This is a genomic window from Streptomyces sp. NPDC006872, from assembly GCF_040635845.1.
Taxonomy (GTDB): Bacteria; Actinomycetota; Actinomycetes; order Streptomycetales; family Streptomycetaceae; genus Streptomyces.
Window position 1 is genome coordinate 29,899 of the sequence record NZ_JBEYIL010000022.1, and the last position, 17,173, is coordinate 47,071.

Annotated in this window: 18 protein-coding genes and 1 riboswitch; of the genes, 4 read left to right on the forward strand and 14 right to left on the reverse strand. The window is 72.8% G+C overall.

The window, feature by feature from the left end; all coding sequences use genetic code 11:
• Window positions 1-99: 99 nt before the first annotated feature.
• Genes ABZ725_RS43705 through ABZ725_RS43720 form a run of 4 tightly spaced genes read left to right on the forward strand, consistent with a single transcriptional unit; the run spans window position 100 to window position 3,735 of the window.
• Window positions 100-1,137, forward strand: coding sequence for an ABC transporter substrate-binding protein (locus tag ABZ725_RS43705; protein ID WP_358807920.1), 1,038 nt, complete (start codon window positions 100-102; stop codon window positions 1,135-1,137).
• A complete protein-coding gene (locus ABZ725_RS43710) occupies window positions 1,134-1,895 on the forward strand; it encodes an ABC transporter permease (protein WP_358807921.1) in 762 nt (253 codons plus the stop codon). The genes ABZ725_RS43705 and ABZ725_RS43710 overlap by 4 nt, the downstream gene beginning before the upstream one ends.
• Window positions 1,892-2,653: an ABC transporter ATP-binding protein gene (locus tag ABZ725_RS43715; protein WP_358807922.1), complete on the forward strand. Its 762-nt coding sequence runs from the start codon at window positions 1,892-1,894 to the stop codon at window positions 2,651-2,653. The genes ABZ725_RS43710 and ABZ725_RS43715 overlap by 4 nt, the downstream gene beginning before the upstream one ends.
• Window positions 2,650-3,735: a phosphotransferase gene (locus ABZ725_RS43720; protein WP_358807923.1), complete on the forward strand. Its 1,086-nt coding sequence runs from the start codon at window positions 2,650-2,652 to the stop codon at window positions 3,733-3,735. Before ABZ725_RS43715 ends, ABZ725_RS43720 begins: the two co-directional genes overlap by 4 nt.
• Window positions 3,736-3,820: 85 nt before the next feature.
• On the opposite strand, the gene ABZ725_RS43725 is transcribed toward ABZ725_RS43720, so the two are convergent.
• From ABZ725_RS43725 to ABZ725_RS43790, 14 genes are all read right to left on the reverse strand, one after another.
• Complete coding sequence (locus ABZ725_RS43725; protein ID WP_358807924.1) at window positions 3,821-5,197, reverse strand: NtaA/DmoA family FMN-dependent monooxygenase; 1,377 nt, start codon at window positions 5,195-5,197, stop codon at window positions 3,821-3,823.
• 22 nt (window positions 5,198-5,219) lie between these two features.
• A complete protein-coding gene (locus ABZ725_RS43730) occupies window positions 5,220-6,425 on the reverse strand; it encodes an LLM class flavin-dependent oxidoreductase (RefSeq protein WP_358808055.1) in 1,206 nt (401 codons plus the stop codon).
• A 70-nt stretch (window positions 6,426-6,495) separates the two neighbouring features.
• A complete protein-coding gene (locus tag ABZ725_RS43735; protein WP_358807925.1) occupies window positions 6,496-6,627 on the reverse strand; it encodes a putative leader peptide in 132 nt (43 codons plus the stop codon).
• A gap of 11 nt (window positions 6,628-6,638) precedes the next feature.
• Window positions 6,639-7,460 carry a GNAT family N-acetyltransferase gene (locus ABZ725_RS43740; RefSeq protein ID WP_358807926.1) on the reverse strand — a complete coding sequence of 274 codons (822 nt, stop codon included), beginning with the start codon at window positions 7,458-7,460 and terminating at the stop codon, window positions 6,639-6,641.
• A 79-nt stretch (window positions 7,461-7,539) separates the two neighbouring features.
• A complete protein-coding gene (locus tag ABZ725_RS43745) occupies window positions 7,540-8,562 on the reverse strand; it encodes an ABC transporter substrate-binding protein (RefSeq protein WP_358807927.1) in 1,023 nt (340 codons plus the stop codon).
• Between the two features lie 148 nt (window positions 8,563-8,710).
• Complete coding sequence (locus ABZ725_RS43750) at window positions 8,711-9,514, reverse strand: amino acid ABC transporter ATP-binding protein (protein ID WP_358807928.1); 804 nt, start codon at window positions 9,512-9,514, stop codon at window positions 8,711-8,713.
• Window positions 9,511-10,491, reverse strand: a complete 981-nt coding sequence (locus tag ABZ725_RS43755) for an amino acid ABC transporter permease (RefSeq protein ID WP_358807929.1) — start codon at window positions 10,489-10,491, stop codon at window positions 9,511-9,513. The genes ABZ725_RS43750 and ABZ725_RS43755 overlap by 4 nt, the downstream gene beginning before the upstream one ends.
• 212 nt (window positions 10,492-10,703) lie before the next feature.
• Complete coding sequence (locus ABZ725_RS43760) at window positions 10,704-10,853, reverse strand: hypothetical protein (RefSeq protein ID WP_358807930.1); 150 nt, start codon at window positions 10,851-10,853, stop codon at window positions 10,704-10,706.
• Window positions 10,854-10,887: 34 nt separating this feature from the next.
• Window positions 10,888-11,007: riboswitch (SAM riboswitch) on the reverse strand.
• Window positions 11,008-11,073: 66 nt separating this feature from the next.
• On the reverse strand, window positions 11,074-11,973 hold the full coding sequence (locus ABZ725_RS43765) for a glutathione S-transferase C-terminal domain-containing protein (protein WP_358807931.1): 900 nt from the start codon (window positions 11,971-11,973) through the stop codon (window positions 11,074-11,076).
• Between the two features lie 384 nt (window positions 11,974-12,357).
• Window positions 12,358-12,678, reverse strand: coding sequence for a hypothetical protein (locus tag ABZ725_RS43770; protein WP_358807932.1), 321 nt, complete (start codon window positions 12,676-12,678; stop codon window positions 12,358-12,360).
• Window positions 12,641-13,390 carry a hypothetical protein gene (locus ABZ725_RS43775; RefSeq protein WP_358807933.1) on the reverse strand — a complete coding sequence of 250 codons (750 nt, stop codon included), beginning with the start codon at window positions 13,388-13,390 and terminating at the stop codon, window positions 12,641-12,643. The genes ABZ725_RS43770 and ABZ725_RS43775 overlap by 38 nt, the downstream gene beginning before the upstream one ends.
• Entirely contained in the window at window positions 13,387-14,145 is a 759-nt protein-coding gene (locus tag ABZ725_RS43780; protein ID WP_358807934.1) for an ABC transporter ATP-binding protein, read from the reverse strand. The genes ABZ725_RS43775 and ABZ725_RS43780 overlap by 4 nt, the downstream gene beginning before the upstream one ends.
• Window positions 14,142-14,852 (reverse strand): ATP-binding cassette domain-containing protein, encoded by a 711-nt coding sequence (locus ABZ725_RS43785; RefSeq protein ID WP_358807935.1) that lies wholly within the window; start codon window positions 14,850-14,852, stop codon window positions 14,142-14,144. Before ABZ725_RS43785 ends, ABZ725_RS43780 begins: the two co-directional genes overlap by 4 nt.
• Window positions 14,833-16,941 carry an ABC transporter permease gene (locus ABZ725_RS43790; protein ID WP_358807936.1) on the reverse strand — a complete coding sequence of 703 codons (2,109 nt, stop codon included), beginning with the start codon at window positions 16,939-16,941 and terminating at the stop codon, window positions 14,833-14,835. Before ABZ725_RS43790 ends, ABZ725_RS43785 begins: the two co-directional genes overlap by 20 nt.
• Window positions 16,942-17,173 lie beyond the last annotated feature (232 nt).

Sequence of the window (17,173 nt, forward strand, 5' to 3'; positions counted from 1 at the left end):
CCGCCGCCTGGCGGTCGACTTCAAGCGGGTGGACAGCGCGCTGTGTCGGGCGTGACCGCCCCTCGCCGCCGAACTCCCCTCCGTACGAAGGACCCCGTCATGCACCGCCGCCGTACCCTTCTGTCCGCGACAGCCGCGGCCGCCCTCCTCACCGTCACCGGCTGCTCCGCGAACGCCGACTCCTCGGCCGCCGCGAAGGACGGGACGACCACGGTCACCCTGGCCCTGGACTGGACGCCCAACACCAACCACACCGGAATCTACGTCGCCCTGGCCGAGGGCTGGTTCAAGGACGCCGGGATCGACCTGAAGATCGTGCCCTACGGCTCGACCGCCCCCGAGACGCTGATAGCCGCCCACAAGGCCGACTTCGGCATCTCCTACCAGGAGGGCGTGACGACCGCGCGGGCGGCCGGCGCCGACATCACCTCCGTCTACGCGGTCACGCAGAAGACGAACGTCACGATCGCCGTGCGCGCCGGCCGCGACGACATCAGCTCCCCGAAGGACCTCGACGGCAAGACGTACGCAGGCTTCGGCGCCCCCTACGAGAAGCCGCTGCTGCAGGCGGTCATCCAGAACGCGGGCGGCGAGGGCGAGTTCAAGCAGGTCACCCTCAACACCTCGGCCTACGCGGCGCTCTACGCGGACAAGGCCGACTTCGCGATGCCGATGCCGACCTGGGAGGGCCTGGAGGCGGAACTGAGCGGCAAGCCGCTGAAGAACTTCCAGCTGTCCGACTACGGCTTCCCGGCGATCTACTCGACGCTCGTCGCGTCCTCCGACCAGTACCTCGAGAAGAACCCGACGGTCGCGAAGAAGTTCCTCGCCGCGCTCGACAAGGGCTACCGGTACGCCGCCGAGAACCCCGACAAGGCGGCCGATCTGCTGATCTCCGAGAACAAGAGCGTGCTCACCAACACCGAGCTGGTGAAGAAGAGCGAGGCGCTGCTGGCGAAGGAGTACTACAGGGCGGCGGACGGCACGATCGGCACGCAGAGCGCCGAGCGCTGGCAGGCCTTCGCCGACTTCGAGTACAAGGCGGGGCTGCTGGTCGACGGAGCCGGCAAGAAGCTGACGAAGGCCCCGGACGCCTCCGAGTTCTTCACCGACGACTACCTCCCGGCCGCCAAGTGAGGTCGCTGCTGCGGTCGTTGTGGCCGCCGCTGCTGGTGCTGGCCGTGGTGCTCGGCGGCTGGCAGCTGTACGTCACCGCCGCCGGGATCGACCCGATGACGCTGCCGTCGCCCGCCCGGGTGGTGGAGCAGGGCTGGGCGAACCGCGAGGAGCTGTGGGCGCAGACCCTGCCCACCCTCCAGGAGACCCTCCTCGGCTTCGCGCTGTCCTTCGCGGCGGCCTGGCTGGTCGCCGTGCTGCTGGACTTCTCCGCGGCGGCCCGCCGGGGCCTGTACCCGCTGCTCGTCGCCTCGCAGACCATCCCGATCGTCGCCGTGGCGCCGCTGCTGATCATCTGGTTCGGCTTCGGGCTGCTGCCGAAGATGCTGGTGGTGACGCTGACGACGTTCTTCCCGCTGGCCGCCAACCTGGCCGCCGGGTTCGCGGCGACCGACCGGGAGGCGATGCGGCTGCTGCGCTCGCTGGGCGCGGGCCGGTGGCGGACGTTCCGGCTGGTGCGGGTGCCGAGCGCGATGCCGTACTTCTTCGCCGGGCTGCGGGTGAGCATCACCTACGCCGTCGTGGGCGCGGTCTTCGCCGAGTACGCGGGCGCCGAGGCGGGCCTCGGGATCTATATGCAGGCGCAGAAGAGCGCGTTCCGTACGGACCTGGTGTTCGCGGCGGTGGGGGTGACGGCGGCGCTGAGCATCGCGTTGTTCGGGGCCACATATCTGCTGCAGCGGCTGGTGCTGCCGTGGGAACGGAAGGCGGGGAAATGAGCACGCTCAGGATCGAGGGCGTCGGGAAGTCCTTCGGTGAGCTGGAGGTCCTGCGCGGCCTCGAACTCGCCGTCGAGCCGGGTGAGTTCGCGGCGGCGATCGGCCCGAGCGGCTCCGGCAAGAGCACCCTGTTCAACCTGGTGTCGGGGCTCGACAGCCCCACCTCGGGACGGGTGCTGGTGGAGGGCGAACCGGCCTCGGTCGAGTCGGGGAAGGTCGCCTACATGCCGCAGAAGGATCTGCTGTTCCCCTGGCGGACGGTCCTCGACAACACCGCCCTCGGCCTGGAGGCGCAGGGGGTGCGGAAGAAGGAGGCCCGGACGCGGGCCGACGCCCTCTTCCCGGACTTCGGGCTCGACGGCTTCCAGCAGGCGTACCCCTCCCAGCTCAGCGGCGGTATGCGGCAGCGGGCGGCGCTGCTGCGCACGGTCGTGCTGGAGCGGCCGGTGCTGTTGCTGGACGAGCCGTTCGGCGCGCTGGACTCGCTCACACGCACCGAGATGCAGCTGTGGCTCGCCGGCATGTGGCAGCGCCACCACTGGACCGTCGTGCTGGTCACCCACGACATCCGCGAGGCGGTCCTGCTCGCGGACACCGTGCATGTGCTGTCGCCGCGCCCGGCAACGGTCGTGGAGCGCGTCGAGGTGCCGCTTCCCCGCCCGCGCGGCGAGGAGGACTTCACGGCACCCGGGTTCGCGGCGACCGAGCGCCGGGTCCTGGCGGCCCTGCGGGGCACAACGGCGGTGAACGCGGCGTGAGTTCACATCAGGCGCACGGTATGGGCACCGACCCGGTCGAGCCCGACTGGGCGCCGCTCACGGACGCCGAGGTGACGGCGGTCGTCGGCCCGGCCCGGGTGGTGTGGCGCAGCCCGCGCCCTCTGTCGGCGGCGGCCGTCGTGGAGCGGGACGGGCGGCGCCTGTTCGTGAAACGGCACCACGCCACCGTACGAACCCTCGCCGGGCTGGCCGAGGAGCATGCGTTCCTGCGCCATCTGCGGGAGCGTGGCGCACCGGTGGTGGAGGTGCTGGACGCGACGGCGCGCGGCGAGTGGACGTACGAGGTCCACTCGACCGGCGTCGGCACGGATCTGTACCGGGACGCGCTGTCGTGGTCGCCCTTCCGGTCGGCCGCGCACGCCAGGGCGGCGGGCGAGGCGCTGGCCCGGCTGCATCTCGCGGCGGAGGGCTTCGACGCGCCACGGCGCCAGGTGCAGCCGCTGGTGGCGTCGTTCACGGTGTTCGCGGCGGACGATCCGCGGGCCGCGCTGGACCGGTATGTCGGGGAGCGCCCCGAACTGGCGGACGGTCTGCGGGAGTTCCCGTGGCGCGAGGACACGGACCGCGTGCTCGTCCCGCTGTACGAGGGCCTGGCCCCGCACCTGCCGGAGCTGCTCCCCCTGTGGACCCACAACGACTGGCACGCCTCCAACCTGCTGTGGGACGCCGACGGCCGGGTCTCCACCGTCCTGGACTTCGGCATGAGCGACCGCACGACCGCCGTGCACGACCTGGCCACGGCGATCGAACGCAACGCCGTGCAGTGGCTCCGGCCCGGCTACCCGGTGCGGGAGGCGGACGTGACCGCGCTCGTCGACGGCTATCAGTGCGTACGGCCGCTCGCCCCCGCCGAAGCGGCCGCGCTCCCCGAGCTGCTGCCGCTGGTGCACGCCGAGTTCGCACTGTCCGAACTGGGCTACTTCCACGGCGTCACCCGGTCCGCGGAGAACACCCGGCTGGCGTACGAGTACTGCGTGGGGCACGCCGAGTGGTTCGCCGGCGACGACGGCGGACGCCTGCTGGACGTCGTCGCCCATGCCGCCGGGACCGAGCGCGGGTGAACCGCCCCGGGGCGGCGACGAGGCCGCCGCGCCGGGGCGATCACACCGGTGGATCAGCTCGACGGGCCCGGGTGACCGAGGAGCTTCACGAGGCCACCCGCGCGGCGCCGACCGCCTCGTCGGGGTGGGCGAGGCCGAGGTGGTCGCGGAGCGTGGTGCCCTCGTACTCGGAGCGGAAGACGCCCTGTTCCTGGAGGAGCGGGACGACCTTGTCGGCGAACGCGTCGAGGCCGCTCGGGGTGATGTGCGGGACGAGGATGAAGCCGTCGGCAGCGTCGGCCTGTACGTACTCGTTGATCGTCCTGGCGACGGTCGCCGGGGAGCCGACGAAGTTCTGCCGGTTGCCGGTCTCGATGACCAGGTCGCGGATCGACCAGTTGTTGGCCTCCGCGCGCTCCCGCCATTCGCGGGCCGTGGCCAGCGGGTCGCGGTACATCCGGACCTGGGCGCGGCCGCGCGCGATGTGGTTCTCGCCGAGATCCGGGTCGATGTCGGGCAGCGGGCCCTCCGGGTCGTAGCCGGACAGGTCCCTGTTCCAGACGAACTCCAGGTGCTTGAGGGCGGTGGCGCCGCTGACCTGCTGACGGCGCACGTCCTTGGCGATCTCCTCGGCCTCGGCGTCGGTGTCGCCCAGCACGAAGCTCGCGGCGGGCAGGATCAGCAGTTGGTCGCCGCGCCGGCCGTACTTGGCGAGGCGTGACTTGACGTCGGTGTAGAAGGCCTGGCCGGCGTCGAGCGCCGAGTACCGGCTGAAGATCGCGTCGGCGGACGAGGCGGCGAACTCGCGGCCCTCGTCGGAGTCTCCGGCCTGGAAGATCACCGGGCGGCCCTGGGGGCTGCGCGGCACGTTGAACCGGCCCTGGATGTCGAACTGCCGGCCCTCGTGGACGAAGGCCCCGGCCTTGGCGTCCTGGAGGAAGGTGCCGGTGCTCCGGTCGGCGACGATCTCGTCGCCCTGCCAGGAGTCGAAGAGCTCCTGGGTCGTGGCGAGGAACTCCTTGGCGCGGGCGTACCGCTCGTCCTGCGGGAGGTAGCCGCCGCGGCGGAAGTTCTCGCCGGTGAAGGCGTCCCATGAGGTGACGACGTTCCAGGCGGCGCGGCCGTCGGAGAGGTGGTCGAGGCTGGCGAACTGGCGGGCCACCTCGTAGGGCTCGTTGAAGGTGGAGTTGATGGTGCCGGTCAGGCCGAGGCGCTCGGTGACGGCGGCGAGCGCGGCCAGGATCGTGAAGGTGTCGGGGCGGCCGACCACGTCCAGGTCGTAGATCTGGCCGCCCTGTTCGCGCAGCCGCAGCCCCTCGGCGAGGAAGAGGAAGTCGAACTTGGCGCGTTCGGCGGTCCGTGCGAAGTGGGCGAAGGAGCTGAACTCGATATGGCTGCCGGCCCGTGGGTCGCTCCACACGGTGGTGTTGTTGACGCCGGGGAAGTGCGCGGCGAGGTGGATCTGCTTCTGGGGCTTGCTCATGGTCGGGGGCTCTCCGTCCGGCTCAGACTGCGGCGTAGCGGTTGGCGGGGCGGGGCAGACCGAGCAGCCCGCGCAAGGTGTCGGCCTCGTAGGCGCGGCGGAACGCGCCGCGGCGCTGCAGCTCGGGGACGAGGCCCCGGGTGACGGCCGGCAGGTCGTGGCCGGCGACGGCGGGGCGCAGCCGGAACCCGGTCAGCCCGGACGCCTGGAAGTCCTGGAGCAGATCGGCGAGTTGGGCGGGCGAGCCGGCGAAGACACGGGCGTCGCTGCGGTACTCCTCGCCGGCGAGGGCGTCGAGGCGGTCGCGTCGGGCGGCGGCCTCGGCAGGGTCGTCGTCGAGGAAGACCACCAGGTCTCCAAAGATGTGCAGCGGCTCGGCGGCCCGCCCTGCCCGCTCCTGTTCGGCGCGGATCTCGGCGACGATCGCCCGGGCCTGGTCGGTGTCGTGCGGGGTGACATAGCCGACGTCGGTGGAGCGGGCCACCAGCCGGTAGGGGACCGTGTCGTGCGCGAGAGCGGTGACCAGGGGCTGGCCCTGCGGCGGGCGCGGGGTGATGGAGGGCCCCTTGACGCTGAAGTGGCGGCCCTCGAAGTCGATGTAGTGGAGTTTGTCGCGGTCGACGAAACGGCCCGTCGCCACGTCCCGGATCTCCGCGTCGTCCTCCCAGCTGTCCCAGAGGCGGCGCACGACCTCGACGTAGTCGGCGGCCTCGTCGAACAGCTCGGTCACCAGGTCCTGGGTGGCCGGGGAGTCGTAGGCCTCGATCCGGGGGATCGTACGGCGGCCGAAGTGGGCGGCGTCGGTGGGGCGGGCGGTGATCTGGACGCGCAGGCCGGCGCGGCCGGTGCTCACGTAGTCGAGGGTGGCGATCGCCTTGGAGAGGTGGAACGGCTCGGTGTGCGTGGCCACCACGGTCGGCACCAGGCCTATGTGGCGGGTGAGCGGGGCGACGCGGGAGGCGATCAGAACGGCGTCGAGCCGGCCGCGGACCTGGTCGGTGCGGTCGTCGAGGTCGAGGAAGTGGGAGGACTGCGGGCCGAGGCCGTCCTCGATCGTCACGAAGTCGAGCAGTCCGCGCTCGGCCTCGGCGACCAGGTCGGCCCAGTATCCGGCGGTGAACAGCTCACGGGGTCGGGCGACGGGCTCGCGCCAGGAGGCGGGGTGCCAGCCGGTGCCGTCCAGAGCGACGGCGAGATGCAGCGGGGAGGAGGAGGGGGTCGAGGACACGAGGGTGCCTTCCTGGAGGTCCGTACGAGAGCGCACGCCACCCATGACAGGGGTGCGGCTGTGGGGAACGTCAGGAGCAACAGAGCGCGCCGGCCACGCGCTGAAGGTCGATGTGGGGCCGGGAGTAGAGGTGCACGGCGTGGCGTATGCAGGTCACGGCCGCACCTCCCTCTTTCCGGGCGCCGGGCGGCGCCTCATACATCTCGACATGACTCAGAACGCCCCGACCTCGCGGGATGTTCCCGGCGTGCGGACCGAGACGATGGTCGAGCGACGGCGCAGGGTGAAGCCGAGGGACTCGTACAGGCGGATCGCGGGGGCGTTGCCGGCGGCGGCGTGCAGGAACGGGGTGTCGCCGCGCTCGCGGATGCCGGCGCCCACCGCCCGGATCAGCCGGGTGGCGAGGCCCTGGCCACGCTGGTCGGGGTCGGTGCAGACGGCGCTGATCTCGGTCCAGCCGGGCAGTCGCAGCCTCCCCCGGCCTCCGGCCGGGGGGACCCCCATCTCGCTTCGCTCGCCGGCCATGGCGATCAGACGCCCCTGGCGGCGGATGCCGAGGTACGCGCCGAGGGCGATGGTCCGCCGGAGGAACGGGCCGGGGCGGGTACGGGCGACGAGGTCGAGGATCTCCGGCACGTCGTCGGGACCGAGCGTGACGGCCTCGGGTGCGGGTTCGGTGCGGAACTCCTCGGTGGCGACGAGCTGGACGCCCTCTCCCCCGCCGATGACCTCCCAGCCGTCGGGAACCCGTCGAACGGGCTTGACGCGTACGGCCGTTCCGGGACCGACGAGGGTGAGCAGGTCGGCCCAGGCGGCGGGGTCCCCGGGGTCGGCGAGGGCGGCGAAGTCGTAGACGTCGGCCGGGTAGCGCGCGGCGCGGCCGACCCGGTCGGCGGTGGGGGTACCGCCCATGCCCTTAAGGCTATGGGGGAGGGCGTGCGGGCCGTCGAGCGCGGACCAGACGGCGTTGTCGAGGGGGTGCGGGTGGGTGAAGGTCGGAGCTCCGCCTCCGCGGAGGTCGATCGAGGTGGCCACGGAGGCGGAGTCCCTTCCTGTCGTCCCTGTCGTTGTTCCTAACTCAACTTGCATGTGTCAGCGCCGTGGTGACGCTTGGTCAGGAGTTGTCCAGCGGCAGTCCGGGCGGGTTGATCTCGGACTTGGCGACGGCCTCGTTGGAGAGGTTGTAGGCGGCCAGCCACTTGGCGTACTGACCGTGCTCGATCAGGTAGTTGATGGCGTCGGCGACCGGCTTGGCGAGTCCGCTGTCCTTCTTGGCGGTGGCGGCGATCAGGCCCTGGAGCGTCTCGCCGGCGCCGGAGAAGGTGCCCGCGTTGCGGGTGGCGTTGGCCTTGCCCGCGGTCTGGGAGACGTTGTAGGCGATGCCGGGGTTGGGGCCGAAGTACGCGTCGATCTTGCCGCTGGCGAGCGCCAGGTAGATGCCGTTGCGGTCCGGGTAGTACTTGACGGTGAGCTTCTTGCCCTCGGACTCCAGCTTCTTCTTCCACTCCAGGAGGATCTTCTCCTGGTTGGTGCCGGAGCCGACGGTGACGGTCAGTCCGGCGAGGTTCTCGTAGTTGCCGTCGAAGTTCCACGTGTTGGACTTCTTGACCTCCCAGCCCAGGTTGTCCTGGCGGTAGGAGGCGAACTCGTACTTCTTCTTGCGCTCCTCGGTGTCGGTGATGTTCGAGAAGCCGACGTCGACCTTGCCGCTGTCGATGCCGACGAAGAGGTTCTCCCAGGTGAAGTTCTTCGTCTCCGGTTCGAGGCCGAGGACCGCGGCCACCAGACGGCCGAGGTCGGGCTCGGCCCCGGTGAGGGTCTTCTGGTCGTCGCCGACGTACGCCAGCGGGGCGAAGCCGGAGGGCAGGGCGCCGATGCCGATGTTCAGCTTGCCGCTCTTCAGAATCGCGTCGGGCAGTTCGGCGCTGATGGACTTGACCTCGGAGACCTTCAGGGCGGTCTCCTTGGCGGCGCCGTTGGACACCCGGCCGACGGTGACGCTGCCGGCGGAGCTGTCGGTCGTGGTGGCGGCCTCGCTGTCACCACCGCAGGCGGCGAGCCCGGTGGCGAGGGTGGCGACCGCGGTCGCCGCGGTGATGCCGCGAATCAGGCTGCGTCGGGTGAAGTGGGCAGACATGGCCGTCCTTTGTGACTCAGAGGGTGGTGAGGGTGTGGCGTGAGGGTGTGGCGGGGGGGGTGTGGCGGGGGGGGTGTGGCGGGGGGGGTGTGGCGGGGGGGTGTGGCGTGGGGGTGTGGCGTGGGTGGAAGTCGTGGGTGCGTCGGGGTCAGAGCACCTTGCTGAGGAAGTCCCGCGTCCGCTCGTGTTGCGGCCTGTCGAGGACCTCGCCGGGCGGGCCCTGCTCGACGATCTTCCCTTCGTCGATGAAGACGACCCGGTCGGCGACCTCGCGGGCGAATCCGACCTCGTGGGTGACGATGACGAGCGTGGTGCCGCTGGTCGCCAGGTCCTTGATGACGGCGAGGACCTCGCCGACGAGCTCGGGGTCGAGCGCGGAGGTGGGTTCGTCGAAGAGGATGACGCCGGGGCGCAGCGCGAGGGCGCGGGCGATGGCGACGCGCTGCTGCTGGCCGCCGGACAGCTGCCGGGGGTAGGCGCCGGCCTTGTCGGCGAGGCCCACCCGGTCGAGGAGTTCGCGGGCCAGTTCCAGCGCGGCGGGCTTGGCGAGTCGCCCGGTGGCAACGGGCGCGGCGGCGACGTTGTCCAGCACGGTCAGGTGGGGGAAGAGGTTGAAGTTCTGGAAGACGAAGCCGATCCGGCCGCGCTGGGTCAGGATGGCCCGTTCGCTCAGCTCGCGCAGCCGGTCGCCGTGCCGGCGGACGCCGATCAGCTCGCCGTTGACGCTGACGTAGCCGATCTCGGGCTTCTCCAGGTGGTTGACGACCCGCAGCAGGGTGGACTTGCCGGAGCCGGACGGGCCGAGGATCACGGTGACCTCGCCGGGCCGCACGGTCAGGCTCACCCCGTCCAGGACGCGGTGGGCGCCGTACCACTTGTGCACGTCGTGCACCTCGACGGCGGCGGGCACGACCGCGGCGGTGTCGGCGCTCTGCACGGTCTCGGTGGTCATACGGCGGCCTCCCGGCGGATGCGGGCCCGCAGGTCGGTGAGACCGGTCCGCAGTTTCTGAAGCGGCGTCGGCGGCAGGGAACGCGTGGCGCCCCGGGCGTAGTACCGCTCGACGTAGAACTGGACGACGGAGACGAGGCTGGTCAGGATCAGGTACCAGACGGTGACGACCAGCAGCAGCGGCACGATGTCGCCGGGGTAGGTGGCCCCCATGGTCTGCGCGGTGCCGAACAGGTCGAGCAGCGACACGTAGAAGACCAGCGAGGTGGACTTGACCAGGCCGATCAGCTGGTTGACGTAGTTCGGCGTGATCGACCGCAGGGCCTGCGGGAAGACGATCTTCCAGAACTGGTAGCGCTTGGGCAGGCCGAGCGCGGCGGCCGCCTCGTGCTGACCCTGGTCGACGGAGAGGATGCCGCCGCGGACCACTTCGGCGGCGTAGGCCGCCTCGTTGAGGCTGAGGCCGACGACGGCGATCACCATGTCGGTGGCCAGCCGGGACTCGTCGAAGCGGAAGAACGCCGGGCCGAAGGGAACCCCCACGCTCAGGGTCTGGTACAGGGCGCTGAAGTTGTAGAGGAAGAGCAGCACCACGATCAGCGGGATGGAGCGCAACGCCCATACGTAGGTCCAGCTGACCGCGCGCAGCACCGGGCTCTTGGAGAGCCGGGCGAGGGCGAGCAGGATGCCGCCGAGGAGGCCCAACACCGCGCTGTAGGCGGCCACTTCCAGGGTGATCAGCAGTCCGTCGAGGATGACCGGCCGCAGGAACCAGTAGCCGAAGCGGTCCCACTGGTAGAAGGGGTTGGAGATCAGTCCGTGCGTGAACTGCGCCACCAGGACCAGGACCACGGCGGTGGCGATCCAGCGTCCGGGCTTGCGCAGCGGCTGGACGCGCTGGGCGGTGAGCTTCGCCGGCGGGACGTCGACGGCGGGTGCGGCCTCGGCGAGGGTCACGGCACCTGGGGGTTCACTCATGAGGGGCTCCGGCGGGAGTCGGACACCCCGGGTCACGGCGGCCGTGCGTGGCCGGACGCGCTTCGGCGGGGCGGCGGGGGCCGCTCCGGGGGCGCGAACAGGGCATGGCGCACGGATGCGTACAGGAGACCGGGGTGGGGCGGACAACGGCACACCGCTCGGGCGGTGTTCGTCAGGAACGCGGCGGCGGGGCTGCGGTGCGAGGGGTTCGTTCAGCCCCGACAGCGGGCACGGCCCGGTGCGGTACACAGTGCGCTGTTCACACGCAGGAGGTCGACGGCGCGGTTGGCGACGAGGATGTCGAGGTACGGCCGTACGCAGCCCCGGGGGCGGCGGGGCGCCGTCCGAAGAGCTGCGTACATGTCCGTCACCGTCACTGTTCCGGCCCCTGAGGGGCCCTCGCGCTTACCGATACGTCATTACCGAAACGTCGGTCCGGTCGTCACCTGGGGCACCCCACCGCGGAGCGAGGGTTGCCGGTCAGCTAGCCAGGGCTTGTCGCTGACGCTCATGACCGTTCTGGGCCGTAAGTAAGACAGTTGCCCGAACGAATGTCAACGGCGGTCCAGTGGATGGACCGGGTCAGGGCCGGTTGACCTGCGGTCGGACCGCCGAACCGTCCGCTGCATGGGTCTCCCAGTCCAGGATCTGGACAGCGGCGCCGGCGGCCTCCAGGCCCTGGCAACGGGCGTGGTGGCGGCGGGCGATGGCGTCCAGGTCGAGGTGGGCGCTGAAGGCCGGGTGCGCGGCCAACCGGCGGGCGTAGGCCCACAGGGCGGGGTGGTCGGCGATGCGGTGCACGGCGGCCGCGTCCAGGTGGTAGCGGTGCACGGTGTCGAGTTGGACCAGGGCGACCCACAACTCGACGTCGGCTGCGGTGATCTGATCGCTGATCAGATGGGTGTGCACACCGAGGCCCCGCTCCAGCACGCCGAGGGTGTCGAGCAGCGTGTCGAGGGCGGCGGCGCGCTCCGCCTCCCCGGCGTCGGCCGCTCCGGCGCGCTGGGCGGCCGCCTCGATGCCCTGCGCGCACATCCGCTCGACGGCCTCGATCTGCGACTCGGCGCCGCTCGGGTACAGCGTGGCCCGACCGCCGCCGAACCTCCGGGCGAGGTCGCGGGCGATGTCGGGGCCGTGGCTGCTGACGATGCGCCCGGACCAGTCGTCGCTGAGCACCGGCGCGAGGGCCGGTCCGCGGTACCGGTGCGCGCTGGCGTCGTACAGCGGGCGCAGCGCGCTGTGGCCGCCGTCGGGGCTGTCCGGGACGGCGGGCAGGAAGGTGACCGGACAGGCCTTCTCCAGGCCGAGGAGGCTGTGGGTGACGGCGATGCGCAGACAGTCGGGGTCGGCCGCGGCCAGGTGGAGGCGGTAGCGGCGCGGCACGGCGTAGTGGCCGCTGCGCGCGTCGCGGCCGATCCGGCCCCGGAAGACGGGTGCGGGCCGGGCGGACGGGTGGGCGGCGGCCAGTGGTGTGACGGACATGACTCTCCCCGGGGCGGGGCGCGCAGCGAAGGTGCGCGCGGCGGCGGATGCGACGTCGAACAGGGAGGTGTGGACCTCGTCCGTGCGCGCCGGGTGCGGCCGTGTCCGGGGGGACACCGCCGGTGCGGTTCGGCGCGGGGACGGGCCCGGCTCAGCCCTGGGAGCTGATCGCGCTGCAGACGCGCTGCAGGTCGATGTGACGGCGGGAGGTGAGAAGGGGCGAGGACCACGCCGTGCGGCTCGCTCGGCCGCTGATCGGCTTCCGTCGCCCCATTGGCTCTACCTTCCCTACCTGTTCACTAGGATTCCCGGTTCGAGTGTCGATCCGCCCCGACCGCCCGTCAAGGGGGCGTCCACCAGGTGAGTACCCGGGGGCTTCGGGCCTCAGTCGGAGGCGGGCAGCGCCTTGGGGGCCTTGATGGTCAACGGCTCGCCTCCGTAGGTCAGTCGGCCCGCGCCGGACGCGGTGCAGAGCAGTTCGAGGGTGTCGGCGGCGTCCACGTACCGCTTGCCGATGAGCGTGCCGGGGCTCTCCCCGACGGCCGGCCCGGCGGGGACCTGCGCGGCGGGGACCATGGGGACGCCGCCGCATTCGACGGCGCCCGCGGCGCCCTCGGGGGCCCGGATGACGATCACGCGGGTGGTGCCGCCGACGACGGCGAGCTGGTCACCGGGGCGCGGGGTCGGTGCGGGGGACGACGCCATTGCGCGGCTCTCCTTCTACTGATTCTGCCGTGGGTGCGGGTGCGGCCGAGGGCGCGGGCCCGGGCGAGGGCGCCGGGGTGACCGAGGGTGCAGGGGCTGCAAGGGGTGCGGATACGGCCTGGGGCGCGGGCGCGGCCGAGGGCGCGGGCGCGGGCGAGGGCGCGGGCGCGGGCGAGGGCGCGGGCGCGGGCGCGGGCGAGGGCGCCGGGGTGACCGAGGGCGCGGGGGCTGCAAGGGGTACGGAGGCGGCCTGGGGTGCGGGCGCGGCCTGGGATGCGGGTGCGGCCTGGGATGCGGGTGCGGCCTGGTGCGCGGGCGCGGGCGCCGAAGGGGCGGGCGCCGAAGGGGCGGTGGGCCGCGGGCCGGCGAGCCGCTCACCCAGTCGGTCGAGCTCGTAGGACTGGCGGGCGAGCCAGAAGCGCAGGAAACCGGTGAGCGAGTAGCGCAGGAACAGCGCGCCGCCCACCAGGGCGGCGGCGACGCCGCCGAGGCCGAGGGCGAGCGCGTCGCCCTGGCCGAGGGCGGAGTCGGTGGCGTGGGCGAGGGGGAAGGCGAGGCCGCCGAGGACCAGGCCGAGCAGCATCAGCAGCCCGCCCAGCCGGAGCCAGAGCGCGGCGCGGGCGGCGGCGGGGTCGGGGATCCTCAGCTCGGCGAGGGTGCGGACGAACCGTTCCGCCCGGTCGGCGCTGTCCGCCTGGTCGGTGGTGGTCATGGGGCGCTCCCCAGGTAGTAGGACGAGAGTTCGGCGTGCAGGGAGCTGTCGGGGTGCCCCTGCCACTGGACCCGGCCGCGGACGACGACGGCGGCGTGGTCGGCGATCTTCAGCACGGCGGCGGCGAACTGCTCGACGACGAGGACGGCCACTCCCCGGCGGGCGATCTCGGCGACGAGCTCGTACAGTTCTGCGACGACCAACGGGGCGAGTCCCATGGAGAGTTCGTCGAGCAGCAGGACCGCGGGGTCGGTGGCCAGGCCCCGGGCGAGGGCGAGCATCTGCTGCTCGCCGCCGGAGAGGGTGCCCGCGTGCTGGGCGCGGCGGCTGCCGAGGACGGGGAAGCGGGCGTACGCGCTCTCCTCGATCTCCTCCCGGCCGCGGCCGGTGAAGGTCATCATCAGGAGGTTCTCGCGGACCGTGAGGTTGGGGAAGACGCCGCGGCCCTCGGGGATCAGACAGACCCCGGCGCGGGCGAGGTCGCCGGGGCGGATGCCGGTGGCGTCGCGGCCGCCGAACAGCAGGCGTCCGCCGCTGGGCGGGTGGACGCCGGAGGCGACCTTGAGGACGGTGGTCTTGCCGGCGCCGTTGGGTCCGAGCAGGGCGACGACCTGGCCGGCGGCGACCGCGAGGTCCACGCCGTGCAGGACGGTGATGCCGTCGTAGGCGGCCCGGACACCGGCCAGCTCCAGCAGTGGCCGGGCGGTCGTCGCGGGGGTGGGCTGCGCCTCGGGGGCGGCCCCGGTCGTCGTCATGTCTCCCCCAGGTAGGCCGCGAGGACGGTCTCGTCGCGCTGGATGCGGTCGGGCGGTCCGGCGGCGACGACCGAGCCGAGGTCGAGGACGTAGACGTCGTCGCAGACGGTCATCACGAGGCTCATGTCGTGTTCGACGAGGAGGACCGCGACGCCGTCGGCGGCCAGCGCGCGCAGCAGGGCGGCGAACCGCTCGGTCTCCTCGGTGTCCTGGCCCGCGGCGGGTTCGTCGAGGAGCAGGACGCGGGGCCTGAGGACGAGGGCGCGGCCGACCTCTACGAGGCGGGCGACGCCGGTGGGCAGGGCGTCGGCGGGGGCGTCGGCCCGGTGGGTGAGGCCGAGCCGGGCCAGGACCGCGTCGGCCGTGCGGGCCGCGTGCCGGCGTTCGGGTCCGAGCTCGGCGGCGACGAGGAGGTTGTCGCGGACCGAGAGCCGGCCGAAGAGCTCCAGGTGCTGGAAGGTGCGGGACATACCGCGCCGGGCGCGCCGGGCGGGACCTTCGCGGGTGATGTCGCGGCCGTCGAGCCGGACCCGGCCGGTGCGGGGCCGGCGCAGACCCGAGACGACGTCGAACAGGGTGGACTTGCCTGCCCCGTTGGGGCCGATGAGCCCGGTGACCCGGCCGGCCTCGGCGGCCAGGGACACGGCGTCGAGGGCCCGGCGGCCGCCGAAGGAGACGGTCACCTCCTCAGCCTGCAGCAGTGGCACGGCTCAACACCTCCTCGTCCTCGGGCCGCCAGGGGCGACGCACGCCCCACCACTCGGGCGGCGTGTCAGGGGGCGGCCGTCGACCCGCCGCGGCGCGGATCCGCAGGGCGGTGGCCGCCGCGAGGGCGACGGCCAGCAGGAGCCATCCGTCGGCCGCCTCGAGCGCGGCGAGCAGCCAACAGGCGGCGAGCACCGCGCCCAACGCGCCCAGCAGCAACCGGTCCTGGGCCAGCGGCGCCCATTCGGCGCGCAGCCGGGAGATGACCCCGGCCGGGCTGCTCGCGAGGGCCATTCCGGCGAGAGCGATCAGCAGGGCGGACAAGTCCTGTGCCCAGGAGCCGAGTTCGCCGAGCGCCTGGGTCGGCACCACGAACGCGAGGCCGGCGAAGAGGCCCGCGCCGACCGAGCCGAGGCCGGCGATGACCGCGATCAGGAAGATCGGCAGCCCGGCGACGAGGTTGAACTGCTCGGCGGTGACCGTCTGCAGCTGCATGCCGTAGAGGGCGCCGCCGAGGCCCGCGAGGCCGGCCGACAGCGCGAAGACGGCGACCTTCGCGCCGAGCAGCCGGCCGCCGAGGGTGGCGTAGGCGGCCTCGCTGTCGCGCACCGCGATGAGCCGGCGTCCGAACCGGCCCCGGCGCAGCGCGGCCACGCCGAGCGAGGCGAGGGCGAGACAGCAGGCGGCCAGGACGAGCAGCTCGGCGGGGGTGGTGAGGTGCAGTCCGAACAGGTCGGGGCCGGTGACCGACACCGAGCCCTGGTCGAAGAGGGCGATACGGACGCCGAGGACGTCGAAGGCGGGCAGGGTGAAGATCCACCGGTCGAGGACGACGGCGAAGGCGGTGGTGCCGAGCGCGAGGTAGATGCCGGGGAGCCGCAGCGCCGGGAGCGCGATCGCCGCGCCGACGGCCGCGCACACGAGGATCGCGGCCGGCAGCGCCCACAGTTCGCCGTGCGCTCCGAGGTGTCCCCAGGTCACCGCGCCGATCCCGGCGATGGACAGCTGGCAGAGCGAGACCTGCCCGGCGTACCCGGCGAGCGGGACGTAGGACAGGGCGATGACGCCGAGCGCGAAGATCGCGCCGTAGGAGATGAGCGCGTCTTCCGGGAGAACGGTGACCAGGACCAGCGCGAGGAGGAGGACGGCGCCGGCGAGGAGCAGGGCGCCACGGCGGCCGGGGAGGGCGACGGGGACCGGACGGCGGTCCCGGCCGCGCAGCCTGCGGTGCGGGAAGGCGAGCAGGGCGAGGAGGAGGAGCAGGGCGGGGGCGGCCAGCCGCAGGCCGGGCAGGTAGTCGTTCTGCGGCAGGTAGCCGGCGAGATAGGCCTCCAGGAGGCCGACGACGATCGCGCCGAGGAAGGTCAGCGGCAGGCTGCGCAGCCTGCCGAAGACGGCGGCGGTGTAGGCGCTGACGATGAGCAGGGAGAGCTGCTGGGCGTCGAGCGCGACGGTGGGCGCGATGAGGATGCCGCCGACGGCCGCGAGCTGGATGCCGAGCACCCAGGCGAGCCGGCCGGCCCGCAGCGGGTCGGCGCCGGTGAGCCCGGCCAGCGCGCGGTCGTCGACCGAGGCGCGCATCTCGGTGCCGGCGCGGGTGCGGTGCAGCAGGAACCAGAGCGCGGCGGCGACGGCGACGGCGACCGCCATGGTGACGGCCTGGTGCCAGGTGACGGCGGCCGGCCCGAGACGCAGGGCCGGCCGGTCGGCGAAGAACGGGCTGAGGGGACGGGGGGTGTTGGGGTCCCACGCCCAGCGGGCGAGGGCGATGCAGCCGGTGAGCAGCGCGACCGTCATGACGAGGCGCTCGGCCTCGCCGAGTGCCTGCACCGGGCGCATCAGCACGCGCTCGACGAACAGGCCGAAGGCGGGCGCGAGGACGAGGAGGACGGCGGCCAGGGCGAGCGGGACCGGCAGGCCCCAGCCGACGGCGAGTTGCCAGTAGGCGAAGGCCGCGAGCATTCCGGCCGCGCCGTGCGCGAAGTTGAAGACACCGGCCGTGGTGTGGGTGAGCACCAGACCGCTGCCGATCACGGCGTAGATCGCGGCGGTGCTCAGGCCGACCACCGTGAAGGCCAGGAACTGATCCATGGACTGGAAACTAGCTTCTCACTATTGGAGAATCAACAATTCAGACAGGATCCGTCCGGGCCCCAGCCCCTTCAGGACGACGGCTCCAGGACAACAGGAGGTTCCATGACAGGCAGGCAGAGGCGGTCGGCGAGGTGCCGCGCGCCGGCGAGCCGTGCGCCGAACTCTCCGAGCCGGAGGGGATGTTCGGCGAGAAGTACGCGGGCGGGTTGCGGCGTTGACGGAGGGCCCG